This window comes from Ancylobacter sp. GW821-FHT10E12 (assembly GCF_058809335.1).
The window spans coordinates 38,372-54,796 of sequence record NZ_JBXASN010000017.1 but is presented as its reverse complement, the minus strand read 5'-3'; the positions used below and the strand labels follow the sequence as shown (position 1 = coordinate 54,796).

The 16,425-nt window shown below is 70.5% G+C and carries 15 protein-coding genes; 11 read left to right on the top strand and 4 right to left on the bottom strand.

Annotated features, from left to right (window positions below; all coding sequences use genetic code 11):
- Positions 1 to 181 precede the first annotated feature (181 nt).
- The 3 genes from hutG to AC1RU4_RS20775 are packed head-to-tail and all read left to right on the top strand — an operon-like array spanning position 182 to position 3,299.
- Positions 182 to 1,003 (top strand): N-formylglutamate deformylase, encoded by an 822-nt coding sequence (gene hutG / locus AC1RU4_RS20785; protein WP_492893046.1) that lies wholly within the window; start codon positions 182 to 184, stop codon positions 1,001 to 1,003.
- A gap of 11 nt (positions 1,004 to 1,014) precedes the next feature.
- A complete protein-coding gene (gene hutU, locus AC1RU4_RS20780) occupies positions 1,015 to 2,682 on the top strand; it encodes a urocanate hydratase (protein ID WP_492893045.1) in 1,668 nt (555 codons plus the stop codon).
- Positions 2,683 to 2,702: 20 nt separating this feature from the next.
- Positions 2,703 to 3,299, top strand: a complete 597-nt coding sequence (locus AC1RU4_RS20775) for a HutD/Ves family protein (protein WP_492893044.1) — start codon at positions 2,703 to 2,705, stop codon at positions 3,297 to 3,299.
- A gap of 4 nt (positions 3,300 to 3,303) precedes the next feature.
- Here the strand turns inward: AC1RU4_RS20775 and hutC are convergent, their stop codons facing one another.
- Entirely contained in the window at positions 3,304 to 4,014 is a 711-nt protein-coding gene (hutC, locus tag AC1RU4_RS20770; protein ID WP_492893118.1) for a histidine utilization transcriptional repressor HutC, read from the bottom strand.
- 290 nt (positions 4,015 to 4,304) lie between these two features.
- Here hutC and AC1RU4_RS20765 point away from each other — a divergent pair, with 290 nt between their 5' ends.
- The gene (locus AC1RU4_RS20765) at positions 4,305 to 5,570 is read left to right on the top strand and encodes an FAD-dependent oxidoreductase (RefSeq protein WP_492893043.1); all 1,266 of its coding nucleotides are present in this window, start codon (positions 4,305 to 4,307) and stop codon (positions 5,568 to 5,570) included.
- A gap of 148 nt (positions 5,571 to 5,718) precedes the next feature.
- On the opposite strand, the gene AC1RU4_RS20760 is transcribed toward AC1RU4_RS20765, so the two are convergent.
- The 3 genes from AC1RU4_RS20760 to AC1RU4_RS20750 form a co-directional block, all read right to left on the bottom strand.
- Positions 5,719 to 6,183: a Ros/MucR family transcriptional regulator gene (locus AC1RU4_RS20760; RefSeq protein WP_492893042.1), complete on the bottom strand. Its 465-nt coding sequence runs from the start codon at positions 6,181 to 6,183 to the stop codon at positions 5,719 to 5,721.
- Between the two features lie 343 nt (positions 6,184 to 6,526).
- Entirely contained in the window at positions 6,527 to 7,183 is a 657-nt protein-coding gene (locus AC1RU4_RS20755; protein WP_492893041.1) for a TenA family protein, read from the bottom strand.
- 105 nt (positions 7,184 to 7,288) lie between these two features.
- Positions 7,289 to 8,104: an SDR family oxidoreductase gene (locus AC1RU4_RS20750; protein WP_492893040.1), complete on the bottom strand. Its 816-nt coding sequence runs from the start codon at positions 8,102 to 8,104 to the stop codon at positions 7,289 to 7,291.
- Between the two features lie 317 nt (positions 8,105 to 8,421).
- Here AC1RU4_RS20750 and AC1RU4_RS20745 point away from each other — a divergent pair, with 317 nt between their 5' ends.
- The 7 genes from AC1RU4_RS20745 (at position 8,422) to uraD (ending at position 16,349) form a co-directional block, all read left to right on the top strand.
- Positions 8,422 to 8,928, top strand: a complete 507-nt coding sequence (locus AC1RU4_RS20745) for an HPP family protein (protein ID WP_492893039.1) — start codon at positions 8,422 to 8,424, stop codon at positions 8,926 to 8,928.
- On the top strand, positions 8,928 to 9,506 hold the full coding sequence (locus AC1RU4_RS20740; RefSeq protein ID WP_492893038.1) for a TetR/AcrR family transcriptional regulator: 579 nt from the start codon (positions 8,928 to 8,930) through the stop codon (positions 9,504 to 9,506). Before AC1RU4_RS20745 ends, AC1RU4_RS20740 begins: the two co-directional genes overlap by 1 nt.
- 178 nt (positions 9,507 to 9,684) lie before the next feature.
- On the top strand, positions 9,685 to 10,524 hold the full coding sequence (gene pucL, locus AC1RU4_RS20735) for a factor-independent urate hydroxylase (RefSeq protein ID WP_492893037.1): 840 nt from the start codon (positions 9,685 to 9,687) through the stop codon (positions 10,522 to 10,524).
- A gap of 20 nt (positions 10,525 to 10,544) precedes the next feature.
- Complete coding sequence (locus tag AC1RU4_RS20730) at positions 10,545 to 11,369, top strand: FAD binding domain-containing protein (protein WP_492893036.1); 825 nt, start codon at positions 10,545 to 10,547, stop codon at positions 11,367 to 11,369.
- Positions 11,366 to 14,077 (top strand): molybdopterin-dependent oxidoreductase, encoded by a 2,712-nt coding sequence (locus tag AC1RU4_RS20725; protein ID WP_492893035.1) that lies wholly within the window; start codon positions 11,366 to 11,368, stop codon positions 14,075 to 14,077. The genes AC1RU4_RS20730 and AC1RU4_RS20725 overlap by 4 nt, the downstream gene beginning before the upstream one ends.
- On the top strand, positions 14,071 to 15,426 hold the full coding sequence (gene guaD / locus AC1RU4_RS20720) for a guanine deaminase (protein WP_492893034.1): 1,356 nt from the start codon (positions 14,071 to 14,073) through the stop codon (positions 15,424 to 15,426). Before AC1RU4_RS20725 ends, guaD begins: the two co-directional genes overlap by 7 nt.
- 11 nt (positions 15,427 to 15,437) lie before the next feature.
- On the top strand, positions 15,438 to 16,349 hold the full coding sequence (uraD, locus tag AC1RU4_RS20715; RefSeq protein ID WP_492893033.1) for a 2-oxo-4-hydroxy-4-carboxy-5-ureidoimidazoline decarboxylase: 912 nt from the start codon (positions 15,438 to 15,440) through the stop codon (positions 16,347 to 16,349).
- Positions 16,350 to 16,425 lie beyond the last annotated feature (76 nt).

Below are 16,425 nucleotides of genomic sequence, written 5' to 3'. Positions count from 1 at the left end.
CCGGGGATGAGGGCGGTGGGGTGGGGAGCTATCCCCGACACCGGCTCGCGTCATCCATTATCATCCCGGACATCGCCGCAGGCGATGAGCCGGGATCGCTTGCTCACCAACCCGCCGGCGATCCCGGCTCGGCCCTTGCGGGCCGTCCGGGATGACGAGGCTGGGGCGGGGAGACATGTTCATGGCTGAATATCCCCCCTTCCTCACCGTCGTCCGCGGCACCGCGCCGCTGGTGGTGTCGCTGCCGCATACCGGCACCGAGATCCCCGACGCGATCGCCGGCGACCTCGTCTCGCCCTGGCTCGCCCGCAAGGATTGCGACTGGTGGATCGAGCGCCTCTACGACTTCGCGGCCGGGATGGGGGCGAGCGTGGTGCGCACCTCGATCTCGCGCACCGCCATCGACGTGAACCGCGACCCGTCCGGCGTCTCGCTTTATCCCGGTCAGGCCACCACCGAATTGTGCCCGACCACCAGCTTCGACGGCGAGCCGCTCTATATCGAGGGCCGCGCCCCCGACATCGCCGCCCGCCGCGCGCACTATTTCGATCCCTACCACGCCGCGCTCGAAGCCGAGATCGAGCACGCCCGCGCCGTCCACGGCACCGTGGTGCTCTATGACTGCCACTCGATCCGCTCGGCGATCCCGCGCCTGTTCGAGGGCACGCTGCCGCATTTCAACCTCGGCACCAATTCCGGCGCCAGCTGCGCGCCGGAACTGCAATCCGCCATCGAGGCGATCTGCGACGCCACCGATTTCACCCGCGTCAGCAATGGCCGCTTCAAGGGCGGCTGGATCACCCGCCATTACGGCCAGCCCGAAGCCGGCATCCACGCCGTGCAGATGGAGCTCGCCTGCCGCAGCTACATGCCCGAGCCGCCCGGCCCGGTGACGCCGGAGAGCTGGCCGACGCCCTATGATCCCGCCTATGCCGCGCCGATGCGCACGGCGCTGACCGCCATTCTCAACGCGTGCGTCGCCTTCGCACGCTCGCACGCCTGAGGAGCCGCCCGATGACCCGTATCGACAACAGCCGCACCATCCGCGCCGCCCGCGGCACCACGCTCTCGGCCAGGAGCTGGCTCACCGAGGCGCCGTTGCGCATGCTGATGAATAATCTCGATCCCGACGTCGCCGAGAAGCCCGGCGAGCTGGTGGTCTATGGCGGTATCGGCCGGGCGGCGCGCGACTGGGAGAGCTTCGACCGCATCGTCGCCACCCTCACCCAGCTGGAGGACGACCAGACGCTGCTGGTGCAGTCCGGCAAGCCGGTCGGGGTGTTCCGCACCCACCGGGACGCGCCGCGGGTGCTGATCGCCAACTCCAACCTGGTGCCGCACTGGGCGACCTGGGAACATTTCAACGAGCTGGATAAGAAGGGCCTGGCCATGTACGGCCAGATGACCGCCGGCTCATGGATCTATATCGGTGCGCAGGGCATCGTCCAGGGCACCTACGAGACCTTCGTCGAGATGGGGCGCCAGCATTTCGGCGGCAGCCTCAAGGGCAAGTGGATCCTCACCGGCGGGCTGGGCGGCATGGGCGGCGCCCAGCCGCTCGCCGCCACCATGGCCGGGGCGAGCTGCCTTGCCGTCGAGTGCCGGCCGTCCTCCATCGATTTCCGCCTGCGCACCGGCTATCTCGACACCCACACCACCGATCTCGACGAGGCGCTGCGGCTGATCGACGAATCCTGCAAGGCCGGCACGCCGCTCTCGGTCGGCCTGCTCGGCAACACCGCCGAGGTGCTGCCGGAGCTGGTGCGGCGCGGCGTGAAGCCGGACATCGTCACCGACCAGACCTCCGCCCATGACCCGGTCAACGGCTACCTCCCCATCGGCTGGACGCTCGCCGAATGGGAAGACCGCAAGCAGAGCGATCCCAAGGGCGTCGCCAAGGCGGCCAAGGCCTCGATGGCGGTGCATGTGAAGGCGATGCTCGACTTCTTCCATGCCGGCATCCCCACCGTCGACTACGGCAACAATATCCGCCAGATGGCGCTGGAGGAGGGCGTCGCCAACGCCTTCGACTTCCCCGGCTTCGTGCCGGCCTATATCCGCCCGCTATTCTGCCGCGGCGTCGGCCCGTTCCGCTGGGCGGCGCTGTCCGGCGACCCGGAGGACATCTACAGGACCGACGCCAAGGTGAAGGAACTGCTGCCGGACAACGCCCACCTGCACAACTGGCTGGACATGGCGCGCGAGCGCATCCATTTCCAGGGCCTGCCGGCGCGCATCTGCTGGGTCGGGCTCGGCGACCGCCACCGGCTCGGCCTCGCCTTCAACGAGATGGTGCGCACCGGCGAATTGAAGGCCCCCATCGTCATCGGCCGCGACCATCTCGATTCGGGTTCGGTCGCCTCGCCCAACCGCGAGACCGAGGCGATGAAGGACGGCTCCGACGCCGTCTCCGACTGGCCGCTGCTCAACGCGCTGCTCAACACCGCGTCGGGCGCCACCTGGGTGTCGCTGCACCATGGCGGCGGCGTCGGCATGGGCTTCTCGCAGCATTCCGGCATGGTGATCTGCTGCGACGGCACCGCCGAGGCCGATGCCCGCCTCGCCCGCGTCCTGTGGAACGATCCCGCCACCGGGGTGATGCGCCATGCCGATGCCGGCTATGATATCGCCATCGAGTGCGCCCGCGAGCACCAGCTGAACCTTCCGGGCATTCTCGGCTGAGCCGAAGGGACGGGCCTCCAATGATCCGGTTGCTGCATGCGGCGGGCCATCGGCTGATGCGCTGGAAGAATGGCGGCGGCTCCACCATGGAGGTCGCCATCTTCCCGCGCGAGGCCGGGCTCGATGATTTCGGCTGGCGGATCAGCCTCGCCGATGTGCGCGAGGACGGCCCGTTCTCCGCCTTTCCCGGCTGCGACCGCACGCTGGCGATCCTGGAGGGCCGGGGCGTCGCGCTCGACATTGCCGGCGAGGGCACGACGCGGCTGACGGCGCAGGACGCGCCGCTGCGCTTTCCCGCCGACCGGCGCACCGAGGCCCGGCTCATCGACGGTCCGGTTCGGGACCTCAACGTGATGAGCCGCCGCAGCGCCTTCACCCATCGTCTCACCCGCCACCGCACCGACGCGCCGCTCGACATCGTCCCGGAAGGCGAGGCGACGCTGGTGTTCTCCCGCGCGCGCCGGCTCGCCATCGCCTGCCGCGGGCAGGGCGAGCGCGCCGTGCTCGGCCTCGACGACGCCGCCCATGTCGATCGGCCGGCCACGCTGACGCCGGAGGGGGTGGCGGAATTCTACGTCATCCGCCTGCACGCGGCCGGGATTGCCGCAGGGGCATGAGGCGTCACCCCTTCGGCGAGAAGTGGGCGACGAGGTTGTAGGCGTCGCCGCGAAACAGCTGGCGCGCATAGGTGATGGTCTGCTCGGCGCGGAAGGTGCGCCGCTCCAGGCACAGGCAGGGCGCGCCCTTGGCCACGTCCAGGTCACGCGCCTCGCGCATGCCGGCGCCGAGCGCCGAGATGCGGTGCTCGGCCGCCGTCCACGGCACATGGCCGAGCAGCCAGGACCCCGGCGCCGTCTGCGAGAAGTCGACCGCCGCCGCCTCCGGCACCACGGCGAGCGCGATCAGCCGGTCCTCCACCGCGAAGGGCCGTCCATTGGCGAAATGCAGGCAGCGCAGCTCCACCACCCCCTCGCCGCCCGCCATGCCGGTCTCGGCCGGGTCGGCGGCGCCCGCCACCCGCAGCCGGCGCGACAGCAGGCGGTAGCCATAGGTCTCGCCGCGCGCGGCGATCTCCACCGCCAGGTCGGGGATTTCCAGCACCGCCGACTGGATGCGCGGCTGGATGACGAAGGACCCCGCCCGCCGGCGCCGTTCCACCAGCCCGGCCGCCACCAGCCCGGCGATCACCTTGTTCACCGTCATGCGGGCGCAGCCATATTGCGCCATCAGCTCATGCTCGAACGGGATACGATGGCCCGGCTTCCATTCGCCCGAGAGGATCTTGCCCTCCAGATCGGCACGGATGCGCTGGTTCAGCGTGGCGGCCGGCACGGCAGCTTTGGCGGAAGCGGAAGCTTTGCCGGAAACGGCGGCTTTGGCGGAAACGGTCACCCCGGCAGGTTCTCCCTTTCGCCGCGCATCGCCCGATGTGCGGTCCCGTGCATATGTGTAGACATGAGCAGGACCGCTGCCAATGCGAAAGCCGCAGCTTCGGCCGCGGCCGCCGCCGCGCCTGTTTACAGCGCCGCCACGCCTGTTTACAGCGCCGCGCGGCTCTTCCACACTCGGCGCGGCCGGGGGACATCCGCGCGGGGCATCGCCCGCCGCAACAAGGCGAGAGAATGCCCACGTACCAGCCGCCGACCGTGCCCGCCCCCGCCGCGAACCGCCCGGACACCGACCGCGCCGCCGATCACGCCGTCGACTGCGTCATTGCCGGCGCCGGCCCCGCCGGGCTGATGCTGGCGCTGCTGCTGGCGCGCGCCGGGCTCCGCGTGACCGTCGTCGAGAAGCATGGCGACTTCCTGCGCGATTTCCGCGGCGACACCATCCATCCCTCGACGCTGGAGGTGATGCACGAGCTCGGCCTTGCCGACGCGCTGCTGGCGCTGCCGCATACCAGGGCGCCGACCCTGCATGCCGAGATCGGCGGGAGCGATGTCACCCTCGCCGACTTCTCGCGGCTGCCGGTGCGCTCGCGCTTCATCGCCTTCATGCCGCAATGGGATTTCCTCGCCTTCCTCGCCGGTGAGGCGGCGCGCATGCCCGGCTTCCGGCTGGTGATGCAGGCCGAGGTGACCGGGCTGATCGAGGCGGACGGCCGCGTCGCCGGCCTTCGCGCCCGCACGCCCGATGGCGATATCGCCATCCGCGCGGCGCTCACCGTCGGCGCCGACGGGCGCGGATCGAGCGTGCGCGCGCTTGCCGGCCTCGCCGTGACCCGGTTCGGCAGCCCGAGCGACGTGCTGTGGTTCCGGCTCCCGCACCATCCCGGCGACCCGGCGCAGACCATGGCGCATGCCGGCCCGCGCCAGGGCTTCGTGCTGATCGACCGCGGCGATTACTGGCAATGCGGCTATGTCGTCCGCAAGGGAAGCTATGCCGACGTGCAGGCGCGGGGCCTCGAGGCGTTCCGCCAGGCGGTCGCCGCCATCTCGCCGCTGCCGGCCGGACGCGAAAACGAGATCGGCTCCTGGGACGACATCCGCCTGCTCAGCATTCGCATCGACCGGCTGGAGCGCTGGTGGAAGCCGGGGCTGATCTGCCTCGGCGACGCCGCGCATGCGATGTCGCCGATCGGCGGGGTGGGGGTCAATCTCGCCATCCAGGACGCCGTCGCCGCCGCCAACCGGCTCGCCGCTCCGCTGAAGGCCGGCCGACTGGTCGACGCCGATCTGGCGGCGGTGCAGGCGCGCCGGCGCTTCCCGACCTGGGCGACGCAGAAGATCCAGCTGATGATGCGCCGCGACCCGTCCCGTCCGAAAAGCGCGGTCCGCTCGGGGCCGCCCGGCTTCATGAAGGCGATCGTCCGCTGGCCGCTGCTGGCCCATCTCGCCGGGCGGCTGATCGGCCTCGGCTTCCGCCCGGAGCATGTCCGGCCGGGGTGAGCGTCGCCAAACGCCAACGCCGCCGAGCGCCGCCACCTCCGACCGTCGCCGCCTCCAAACGGCAACGGCCGGGCGCAGGGGCCCGGCCGTCATGTGTCGCTGGCGACGCCGAGCCTCGCCGGTCCGGCGCGCTCGGCCGAAGCGATAATCAGGCCGCCTTCTTGGCGCGGCCGCGCGGCTTGGCCGGCGCCGGCGGAACCGGCTTCTTGCGCTGCTGGCCCAGGCCCATCTTCTTGGCGAGGTTGGAGCGCGCCTCGGCATAGCTCGGGGCAACCATCGGGTAATCGTTCGGCAGACCCCATTTCGCGCGGTACTCTTCAGGGGTCATGTTGTACTTGGTGCGCAGATGGCGCTTGAGAGACTTGAATTTCAAGCCGTCTTCCAAGCACACGATGAACTCCGGCGTCACCGACTTCTTCACCGGGATTGCCGGCTTGAGCACTTCTTCCACCACCACCGGGGCCGGGCTGGTAAGGCGAAGCAGTGCCCCATGCACCTTGGCAATCAGATCAGGCAGTTCGGAGGACGGCACGGAATTGTTACCGACGAAGGCGGCAACCACATCAGCCGTGAGACCGAGATAATCCACCGACGAATCTTCCATATCAGACATAAATCCTCTCCGCCAAAGCTTTGATTCGATGTAACACCTCTGACGGAAAGGTCAACAAGCAAAAGCGTGAAAAACCTCCCCGGCGACGAAATAAAGCCCGCTCCGCCTGCGTCATCGGGGTCGCGCAACGTCACTCGCTGTAGTTGATCTGCACCATCGGCGGACCCGCCTGCGATTGCAGCAAAGCCGTGCAAACGCTTGTCTTGCAACATGTGCCGCCAGCGGTGAATTATTGCGCCGCCATGCTCGATGCGTTTCCGAAATAAATCCGGGTTCCTGCAGAAAATCCGGGCGTTCCGTGGATGGGGCCATACAAGATACTGGTTCTATTGGCTGCTTCCGATCACCCGCGTCTATCATAGACGTGATCGAAGAAGTCCCGCTCGCAGGCGACGGCACGGGCGAACAAATCGGCGGCGCGCGCACGGACTTCATCGTCCGCCTCTTCGCCGGCACGGTCGAGTTCGGCGCGCAGCCAGTTCACAAAATCGCGAAAACCCTGGTTATTGTGCAGCGTGATCCATTCGGCATGCACGAAATCCTGCGGCAACGCCGCGCCGGGACGGTCGGCCCAGTCGAGATAGAGCCATTCGGCCACGCACAGCACCGCGAGGCAGCCGGCATAGCTGCGCTCGCGCGCCGCTTCCGCCATCAGGTCCTGGAAGGCGCGCGTCGCCGCCGAGAGTTCCGGCGCATGGCGCTGCGGCTCCGGCACGCCGAGCGCGTCGAAGGCGCGCAGGAAATAGGTGTTCTCGTCGCTGGTGATCATCGCCGCGAACTGGGCGAAGCGCACGCGCGACGTAAACCGGTCGGCGGTGGCGATCGCCGTGCCGATCAGCGCCACGAACCGGTCGACGAACTGGTAGTCCTGAACGAGATAGCGCCGCATCACATCTTCCGGCACCGCGCCGCGGAAGATCTCGTCGACGAACCGGTGATTCGTCGCCACGTTCCAGTCGTCGATGCTCGCCGCCCGCAGGTCTTCGCTGAATCCGGCCATGTCCCGTCCTTCCCGTCGTCTTTGCCGCCGCTGTATGCAGCGGGGCGGGCACGGCGTCGAGGCCGGAACGGGCTTCTACATGCGCCCGTCCTACATGGGTGCTGCCTACATACGCACCGTCTGGCCGCCATCGACCACCAGCACATGGCCGTTGACGAAGGACGCCTCCTCCGAGGCGAGGAACACCGCCGCCGCGCCGATCTCGTGCGGCCGCCCCCAGCGGCCCATCGGCACGCGGATATCGACGAAGGCGGAGAAGGCGGCGTCGCTCACCAGCCCCGCATTGGTCTCGGTGGCGAACATGCCGGGGGCGATGGCGTTGCTGGTCACGCCGTCGCGGGCATAGTCCACCGCCAGCGCCCGCATCAGCCCGGCCAGCCCGGCCTTGGCGGCGGTGTAGACCGGGTCGTCGCGGTTGGCGATCTGCCCGGCAATGGAGGTCACGGTGATCAGCCGCCCATAGCCCTGCGCCGCCATCAGCCCGGCCGCCGCGCGCGCCAGCATCATCGGCGCCACGAGGTCGGTGGCGATCAGCCGCTCCGCCTCCGCGGGGGTGAAGTCCTTGAGCGGCCGGCGGTCGCGGGCGCCGACATTGTTGACCAGGATGTCGAGCCGGCCGTGGCGGGCGGCGATCGCCTCGGCCGCCGCCGCGGCCGCCGCGATATCGGCGACATCGAAGCAGGCGGTCTCCACCTCCCGCCCGGTCGCCTCCCCGAGCGCGTGCGCCGCGGCGGCAAGCCGGCCGGCATCGCGCCCGTTGATGGTCACCGCCGCCCCGGCCTGCGCCAGCGCCTTCGCCATCTCGAAGCCGAGCCCGCGCGCCGAGCCGGTCACCAGCGCCGCGCGGCCGTCGAGGCGGAAGGGCGATCGGGGGTGCGGGGAGTGGAGGACGGATTCGGAAGCGGGACGGTCTTCGCGCATTTGCGGGTTTCTCCGGATGGCGGGCAGGACGGACAGGGCGGATCCTCTGCACCTTTCCGCCGCCGCGCGCCACCCGTTCCGGCCGGCGCTCCCACGTGCGCCGAAAACCGGCGCCGCCGCGCGCGCCGGAAACTTGACGGGACGGGCACGCCACTGTACCAATCGGTACAGAACAAGGGCCGGGATTGGGACCGCTTCCGGGCGAACCCGCCGGGGCCGGCAACCGGCTCCCCTCCGCGCCGCCATCGAACCCGCCGATCCGACCGGGCCGTCCCGCAGGGTCCGCCGGGAGCACCGACCCGACAGGGGCAGGACGCATGCGCCATTTCTTCTTCCGCCATCAGCCGCCGCATCGGCCGCATGTGGCGCTTCTCGCCGGGCTCGGCGCCATTGCCGCCCTCGCCGTCACCGGCGTGCTCAGCATCCATGCCGGCATGCCGCTGCTGATCGCCCCGTTCGGCGCCAGCTGCGTCCTGCTGTTCTCCCTGCCGTCGAGCCCGCTGTCGCAGCCGATGAACGTGGTCGGCGGCCACATGCTGGCGAGCGCGGTGGCCATCGCCATGCACATGCTGCTGCCGGGCTCCTGGTGGGCGGCGGCGCTGGCGGTCGGCGTCGCCATCACGCTGATGGCGCTCCTGCGCGTCACCCATCCGCCGGCCGGCGCCGATCCGCTGCTGGTCTTCGCCGCCGATCCGCATTGGAGCTTCCTGTTCATGCCGATCCTCGTCGGGTCGGTCAGCCTGGTGCTGATCGCCGCCCTGTTCCACCGGCTCACCCGCACCACCTATCCGCTGGAGGCTCCCCAGCCGCTGAAGGCGCCCTGATGGCGCGCGTGCCGGCCGAGCGCGGCGAGACGGTCGCCCGGCTGACCGAAGTGTTTCGCGAGCACGGCTACGAGGGCGCCAGCCTGTCGCTGATCGGCGAGGCCACCGGCCTCGGCAAGAGCAGCCTGTACCACTTCTTCCCCGGCGGTAAGGAGGACATGGCGCGCGCGGTGCTCACCGATATCGACGCCTGGTTCGAGGGCGCGATCTTCGCGCCGCTGCGCGGTCGCGATGCGCCGGCCGCCCGTATCGGCGCCATGTTCGCCGGCGTCGATGCCTATTTCCGCTCCGGCCGGCGCGCCTGCCTCGTCGGCGGCTTCGCACTCGGGCGCACCCGCGAGCGTTTCGCCGCGGTGATCGACGGCTATTTCCGCCGCTGGCAACGCGCGCTCGCCAAGGCGCTCACCGATGGCGGCGCGGCGGAGATGGAGGCGGAGGCGATCGCCGAGGAGGTGGTCGCCGGCCTGCAGGGGGCGCTGGTGCTGGCGCTGGCGCGGCAGGATTCCGGCGTGTTCGCCCGCCAGCTCGAACGGCTCGGCGGGCGCTGCCGCGACGCGCTCGACGAACCCGGCGGCTGATCCGGCCTGCGGTATTTTGCGCTTTCGCATTGCCGCCGCGCCCGCAATGACGAAATCTGCCGCCGTGGGGCGCACCGCCGCGTCGTCATCCGGTTACGGCACGGGCATTGCTTCGCCTGTTGCGTATCGCGTGCAATCTGGCCCGCGATTGTATTGCAGGAACGTGAGGGAGACCGACATGCCGCTCATCCGCAACAGCTACGGCAAGGGCCGCGTGCGCATCATGCGCGTGAACCGCGACGCCGCCCGTCACGAGGTCCGCGAACTCTCCGTTCAATGCATGCTCACCGGCGATTTCGAGGCCGCCTATACCGAAGGCGACAACAGCCGGGTCATCGCCACCGACACGGTGAAGAACATCGTCAACATTGTCGCGCGCGACAATGTCGGGCTGGAGAACGAGGAATATTGCGGGGCGCTCGCCAGGCACTTCCTCGACCGCTACGACCATGTCGACAAGGTGGAGGTCACCGCCAGCGAGACCAAATGGGTGCGCATCCCGGTCGACGGCGCCCCGCACGACCATGCCTTCGTGCTCGACGCCAACGGCAAGCCGTTCGTGAAGCTGGCCGCCACCCGCGACGGCGCGACGTTGGCCTCCGGCATATCCGGCTTCACCTTCCTCAAGACCACCGAGTCCGGCTGGGAGAACTACTGGCTCGACGAATCCACCACGCTGAAGCCGACCGCCGATCGCCTGTTCGCCACCGCGATGGAGGCCTCCTGGCTGTGGTCCGGCACGCCTTCCTCCTACGCCGCCGCCAACAAGGCGGTGCTCGATACGGGGCTGCGCGTCTTCGCCACCACCTACAGCCCCGGCGTGCAGAACACGCTCTACCTCATGGGCGAGGCGGTGCTGGAAGCGGTGCCGGAGATCGCCGAGATCACCATTGCCTGCCCGAACAAGCATTACCTGCCGATCGACCTGTCGCCCTTCGGCCGTTCCTTCGACGGGCAGGTATTCACGCCCACCGACGAGCCGCACGGCCAGATCGAATGCACCATCGCCCGCGGCTGAACGGCCTGGAAGCCGCATAGATGGACATCAATGCCGTCACCGAGGTGCTGCGGCCGCGTGCGCGCGGCGAGATCGGCGCCACGCGGCCGGGCGACGCCTTTATCGGCGGCGGCACCTTCCTGTTCTCCGAGCCGCAGCCGGAGCTTCGACGGCTCATCGATCTCTCCGGCCTGGGCTGGGCGCCGCTCGTCGCCTCCGAGGCCGGGCTCGACATCGCCGCCACCTGCACCATCGCCGAACTCCACGGCTTCGAGGCGCCGGCGGCCTGGACGGCGGCGCCGCTGATCGCCGAATGCTGCCGCGCCTTCCTCGCTTCGTTCAAGGTCTGGAACATGGCGACGGTGGGCGGCAATATCTGCCTCGGCCTGCCGGCCGGACCGATGATCTCGCTCGCCGCGGCGATGGACGGTGCCTGCGTGATCTGGGGCGCCGACGGTGCCGAGCGCCGGCTCCCGGTCACCGACTTCGTGCTGGGTCCCCGCGCGAACGCGCTCGCCGCCGGCGAGCTGCTGCGCCGCATCGAGCTGCCTGTCGCCGCGCTTTCCCGCCGCACCGCCTTCCGCCGCGCCTCGCTCACCCCGCTCGGGCGCTCCGGCGTGCTGATCATCGGCACGCTCGGGCGCGACGGCAGCTTCCAGCTCACCGTCACCGCCGCCACCCGCCGGCCGCTGCGGCTCGATTTCGCCGCCCCGCCGGCAGCGGCCGCGCTGGCCGCCCGGCTTGCCGAAGGCATCCCGGAGGCGCTCTACTATGACGACGTGCATGGCCGGCCCGACTGGCGAGCCCACATGACCGGTCTCCTCGCCGAGGAGATCCGCGCGGAACTCACGGAGGTGCCGGCGTGAATCTCGTCGTCAACGGCCGCGCCTTCGAGGCGACGCCGCGCCCCGGCCAGTGCCTGCGCACGCTATTGCGCGAATTCGGCTGGTTCGGCGTCAAGAAGGGCTGCGATGCCGGCGATTGCGGCGCCTGCACCGTGCATGTCGACGGGCGGCCGGTGCATTCCTGCCTCTATCCGGCCTTCCGCGCCGAGGGCGCCAGCGTCACCACCATCGAGGGGCTGGCCGGCGCCGGGGGGCTGCACCCGATGCAGCAGGCCTTCCTCGACGCGCAGGGCTATCAATGCGGCTTCTGCACCGCCGGCATGGTGATGACCGCCGCCGCGCTCGACCAAAGCCAGCGCCGCGACCTGCCCGATGCGCTCAAGGGCAATCTCTGCCGCTGCACCGGCTACCGCGCCATCGCCGACGCCGTCGACGGCATCTCCCATGTCGAGGCCGACGCGCCCGGCGCCGCCTGCGGGCGCAGCCTGCCCGCCCCGGCCGGCCCGGCCATCGTCACCGGCCTCGCCCGCTACACCATGGACGTGGCGCCGGAGGGCGAGCTGGCCGGCCTCACGCACATGAAGATCCTGCGCGCCCCGCACGCCCATGCGCGCATCCTCGCCATCGACACGGCGGCCGCCCTCGCCGCCCCCGGCGTGGTGGCGGTGCTCACCCATGCGGACGCCCCGGCGACGCTGTTCTCCACCGCCCGCCACCACCACGTCACCGACGATGTCGACGACACGCGGGTGCTGGACCCGGTCATCCGCCATGTCGGCCAGCGCGTCGCCGCCGTGGTGGCGGAGAGCGAGGCCGCCGCCGAGGCCGCCTGCGCGCTGATCGCCGTCGAGTACGAATTGCTGCCCGCCGTGTTCGATCCCCTCGAGGCCATGGCCGCCGGCGCGCCGATCCTCCACGACAAGCCGGCCTCCTCCCGCATCGCCGACGCCGCCCGCAACATCGTCGCCGAGCTGCATGGCGAGATCGGCTCGGTCGAGGCGGGACTGGCGCAGGCCGAGCTGGTGCACGAGGCGACCTACGAGACCCAGCGCCTCCAGCACGCGCATCTGGAGACCCATGGCGCCATCGGCTGGCGCGACGCCGGCGGCCGGCTCGTCCTCCGCACCTCCTCGCAGACGCCCTTCCTCACCCGCGACGCGCTGGCGGCGCTCTACAGGCTGAAGCGCGAGGACGTGCGCGTGTTCACCGAGCGGGTCGGCGGCGGCTTCGGCGGCAAGCAGGAGATGATCGTCGAGGACATCGTGGCGCTGGCGGTGATGAAGACCGGCCGGCCGGTGAAGCTGGAATATACCCGCGCCGAGCAGTTCGCCGCCTCCACCTGCCGCCACCCGATGCGGCTTTCGGTGAAGATCGGCGCGAGGCGCGACGGCACGCTCACCGCGCTGGCGCTGACCATCGTCTCCAATACCGGCGCCTATGGCAATCACGGCCCCGGCGTGCTGTTCCACGGCGCGGGCGAGTGCCTCGCCCTCTATCGCTGCCCGAACAAGCGGGTGGACGGCCATGCCGTCTACACCAACACCCCGCCGAGCGGCGCCTTTCGCGGCTATGGCCTCAGCCAGACCATCTTTGCCATCGAATCCGCCATGGACGAGGTGGCGCGCAAGCTGGGCATCGACCCGTTCGCCTTCCGGCGGCGCAACGCCGTGGTGCCCGGCGACGCCCTCGTCTCCCATGACGACCACCCGCACGACGTCGAATATGGCAGCTACGGCCTCGACCAGTGCCTCGACCGCGTCGAGGCGGCGCTCCTGTCCGTGCCCCGCGTCGATCTCGGGCCGGACTGGCTGATCGGGCGCGGCATGGCGGCGGCGATGATCGACACCATCCCGCCGCGCGGCCATGTCGGGGAGAGCCGGCTCGCGCTCATGCCGGACGGCCGCTTCGAATTGAAGGTCGGCACCGCCGAATTCGGCAACGGCACCACCACCGTGCACCGGCAGATCGCCGCCGCCGTGCTCGGCGCCACCGCCGCCGACATCGTGGTGCGCCAGTCCGACACCGACCATGTCGGCCATGACACCGGCGCCTATGGCTCCACCGGCACCGTGGTGGCCGGCGAGGCCACCCGCCGCGCCGCCCAGGCGCTGGCCGGGCTGATCCTGGAGGAGGCCGCCGCCCGCGCCGGCGTCGTCACCGACATCTGCCGCCTCGACGGCGGGGAGGTCGTGGCCGGCGACCGGCGCCTCTCGCTCGCCGCCCTCGCCCCGCTGGTGGCGGACGGGCGGGCGGACGGCTCGCCGCGCTCGGTCGCCTTCAACGTGCAGGCCTTCGAGGTCGCGGTGCACCGGCGCACCGGCGAGATCCGCATCCTGCGCTCGCTGCACGGCGCCGATGCCGGCGTGGTGATCAACCCGATGCAGTGCCGCGGCCAGGTCGAGGGCGGCGTCGCGCAGGCGATCGGCGCGGCGCTCTACGAGAACCTCCTCGTCGACGCGGCCGGCGCCATCGCCAATCCGAGCTTCCGCGGCTACCACATCCCCGCCTTCGCCGATGTGCCCGCCACCGAGGTGTTCTTTGCCGACACGCATGACAGCCTCGGCCCGCTCGGCGCCAAGTCGATGAGCGAGAGCCCCTACAACCCGGTGGCGCCGGCGCTCGCCAACGCGATTTTCGACGCCACCGGCGTGCGCCTGCGCGCCACGCCGTTCACCGCCGACACGCTCTACGCCCTGATCCCCGGCGCGCGGGACGCGCAGGCATGCTGACGGCCGGCCCGCTCACCGCCCTTCGCGGCCCCGCGCTCAGCCTGCGGGCCGATCCCTTCGCCGCGCCGGCGGGCGACTGCCTCGACCATGTCGAGGACGCGCTGATCCTCATCGAGGACGGCGTCATCAAGGCCATCGGCCCCTATGCCGAGCTGGCCCCACACCTGCCCGCCGGCGTGGAGCCGGTCGACCACCGCGGCCATCTCATGGTTCCCGGCTTCATCGACGCCCATGTGCATTACCCGCAGATGCAGATGATCGGCGCCTATGGCGAGCAGTTGCTGGAATGGCTGAACGCCTACACGTTCCCGGCCGAGATGGATTTCGCCGACGAGGCGCATGCCGTGCGCGTCGCCGGCCTGTTCCTGCGCGAATTGCTGCGCGCCGGCACCACCACGGCGATGGTCTACTGCACCGTGCACCCGCATTCGGCCGACGCCTTCTTCGCGGAATCCCGGCGCTTCAACACCCGGATGATCGCCGGCAAGGTGCTGATGGACCGCAACGCGCCGGCGCCGCTGCTCGACACCGCCCAGCGCGGCTATGACGAGAGCGCCGCGCTGATCGCCCGCTGGCACGGCAAGGGCCGCCAGCTCTATTGCGTCACCCCGCGCTTCGCCCCCACCAGCACGCAGGCGCAGCTGGACGCCGCCGGCGCGCTCCTGCGCGAGACCGGCGGCCTCTATCTCCAGACCCACCTGTGCGAGAATCCCGGCGAGGTCGCCTGGGTGCGCGAGCTGTTCCCCGAGCGCGCCTCCTATCTCGACGTCTACGCGCAGGCCGGCCTCGTCGGGCCGCGCGCGATGTTCGGCCATGCCGTGCACATCCATGAGGGCGATTTCTGCACCTGCCATCGCGCCGGCGCGGCGCTGGCGCATTGCCCGACCTCCAACCTGTTCCTCGGCTCCGGCCTGTTCCGGCTGTTCGAGGCGGTCGACACCTCGCGCCCGGTGCGGGTCGGCCTCGGCACCGATGTCGGCGGCGGCACCTCGCTCTCGCAATTGCAGACGCTGAACGAGGCCTACAAGGTCGCCGCGCTCAACGGCCACAAGCTCAATGCCGTGCAGGGCCTCTATCTCGCCACGCTGGGCGGCGCCCGCGCGCTCTATCTCGACGACCGGCTCGGCCGCCTCGCCCCCGGCTACGAGGCCGACATCGTGGTGCTCGACCCGAAGGCGACGCCGCTCATGGCCTTCCGCACCGATTATTGCCGCGATGTCGAGGAGCTGGTCTTCGCGCTGATGACGCTCGGCGACGACCGCGCGGTGCGCGCCACCTACATTGCCGGCGTGCCGGTCTATGATCGCGCCCGGCCCGGCGATCCGTTCCGCTACCCGACATCCGCCTGAAGGAGAGCCGCATGGAGAGCACCTTGGAGACGCCCGTCACCCCGAGCCTGCCCCTTTCGGTCCTCAACGAGATGCAGCCGGCCGCCTTCGTCGCGGCGCTGGACGGCATTTTCGAGCATTCGCCCTGGGTGGCGGAAGCCGCCGCCGCCCATCGCCCCTATGCCACCGTCGCCGCGCTGCACGAGGGGCTGATGAAGGCGCTCGGCGACCGGCCGCTCGCCGGGCGGATCGCCTTCATCGCCGCCCATCCCGATCTCGCCGGCAAGGCGGCGCGGGCCGGGACGATCACCGCGGAATCGGTGTCCGAGCAGGCCGGCCTCGGCCTCGACAAGCTGTCCGATGCCGAATTCGACCGTTTCGAGCAGCTGAACGCCGCCTATCGCGCCCGGTTCGGCTTTCCCTTCGTGGTCTGCGTGCGCCGGCAGACCCGCGACGCGGTGCTGGCCGCCTTCGAGCGCCGCCTCGCCCATTCCGCCGACGAGGAAATCGCCACCGCGCTCGCCGAGATCGGCTTCATCACCCGCCTGCGCCTCGTCGAGCGGGTGAGCGGCCCCGGCCTGCCGCCCACCACCGGCCGGCTCTCCACCCATGTACTCGACACCCACAAGGGCGGCCCGGCCTCGGGGGTGAAGGTCGAGCTCTACGAGATCGGCGCCTCCGCCCGTGCCCTGCTCGCCGAACGGCACACCAATGCGGATGGCCGCACCGATTCCCCGCTCGTCTCCGGCATGCCGCTGCGGGTCGGCACCTATGAGCTGGTGTTCCATATCGGCGCGCATTTCCGCGCCCGCGGGCTCGACCTGCCCGAGCCGGCCTTCCTCGACGAGGTGCCGCTGCGCTTCTGCATCAGCGAGCCGGAGGGGCACTATCATGTGCCGCTGGTCGCCACCCCGTGGAGCTATTCAACCTATCGGGGCAGTTGAGGCACGCGACATCTGGGCGCCGGCCCCGGCTTCGGTTATGCTGGGCGCGGTTCTCATGGTGGCCGGGACGCCCTAT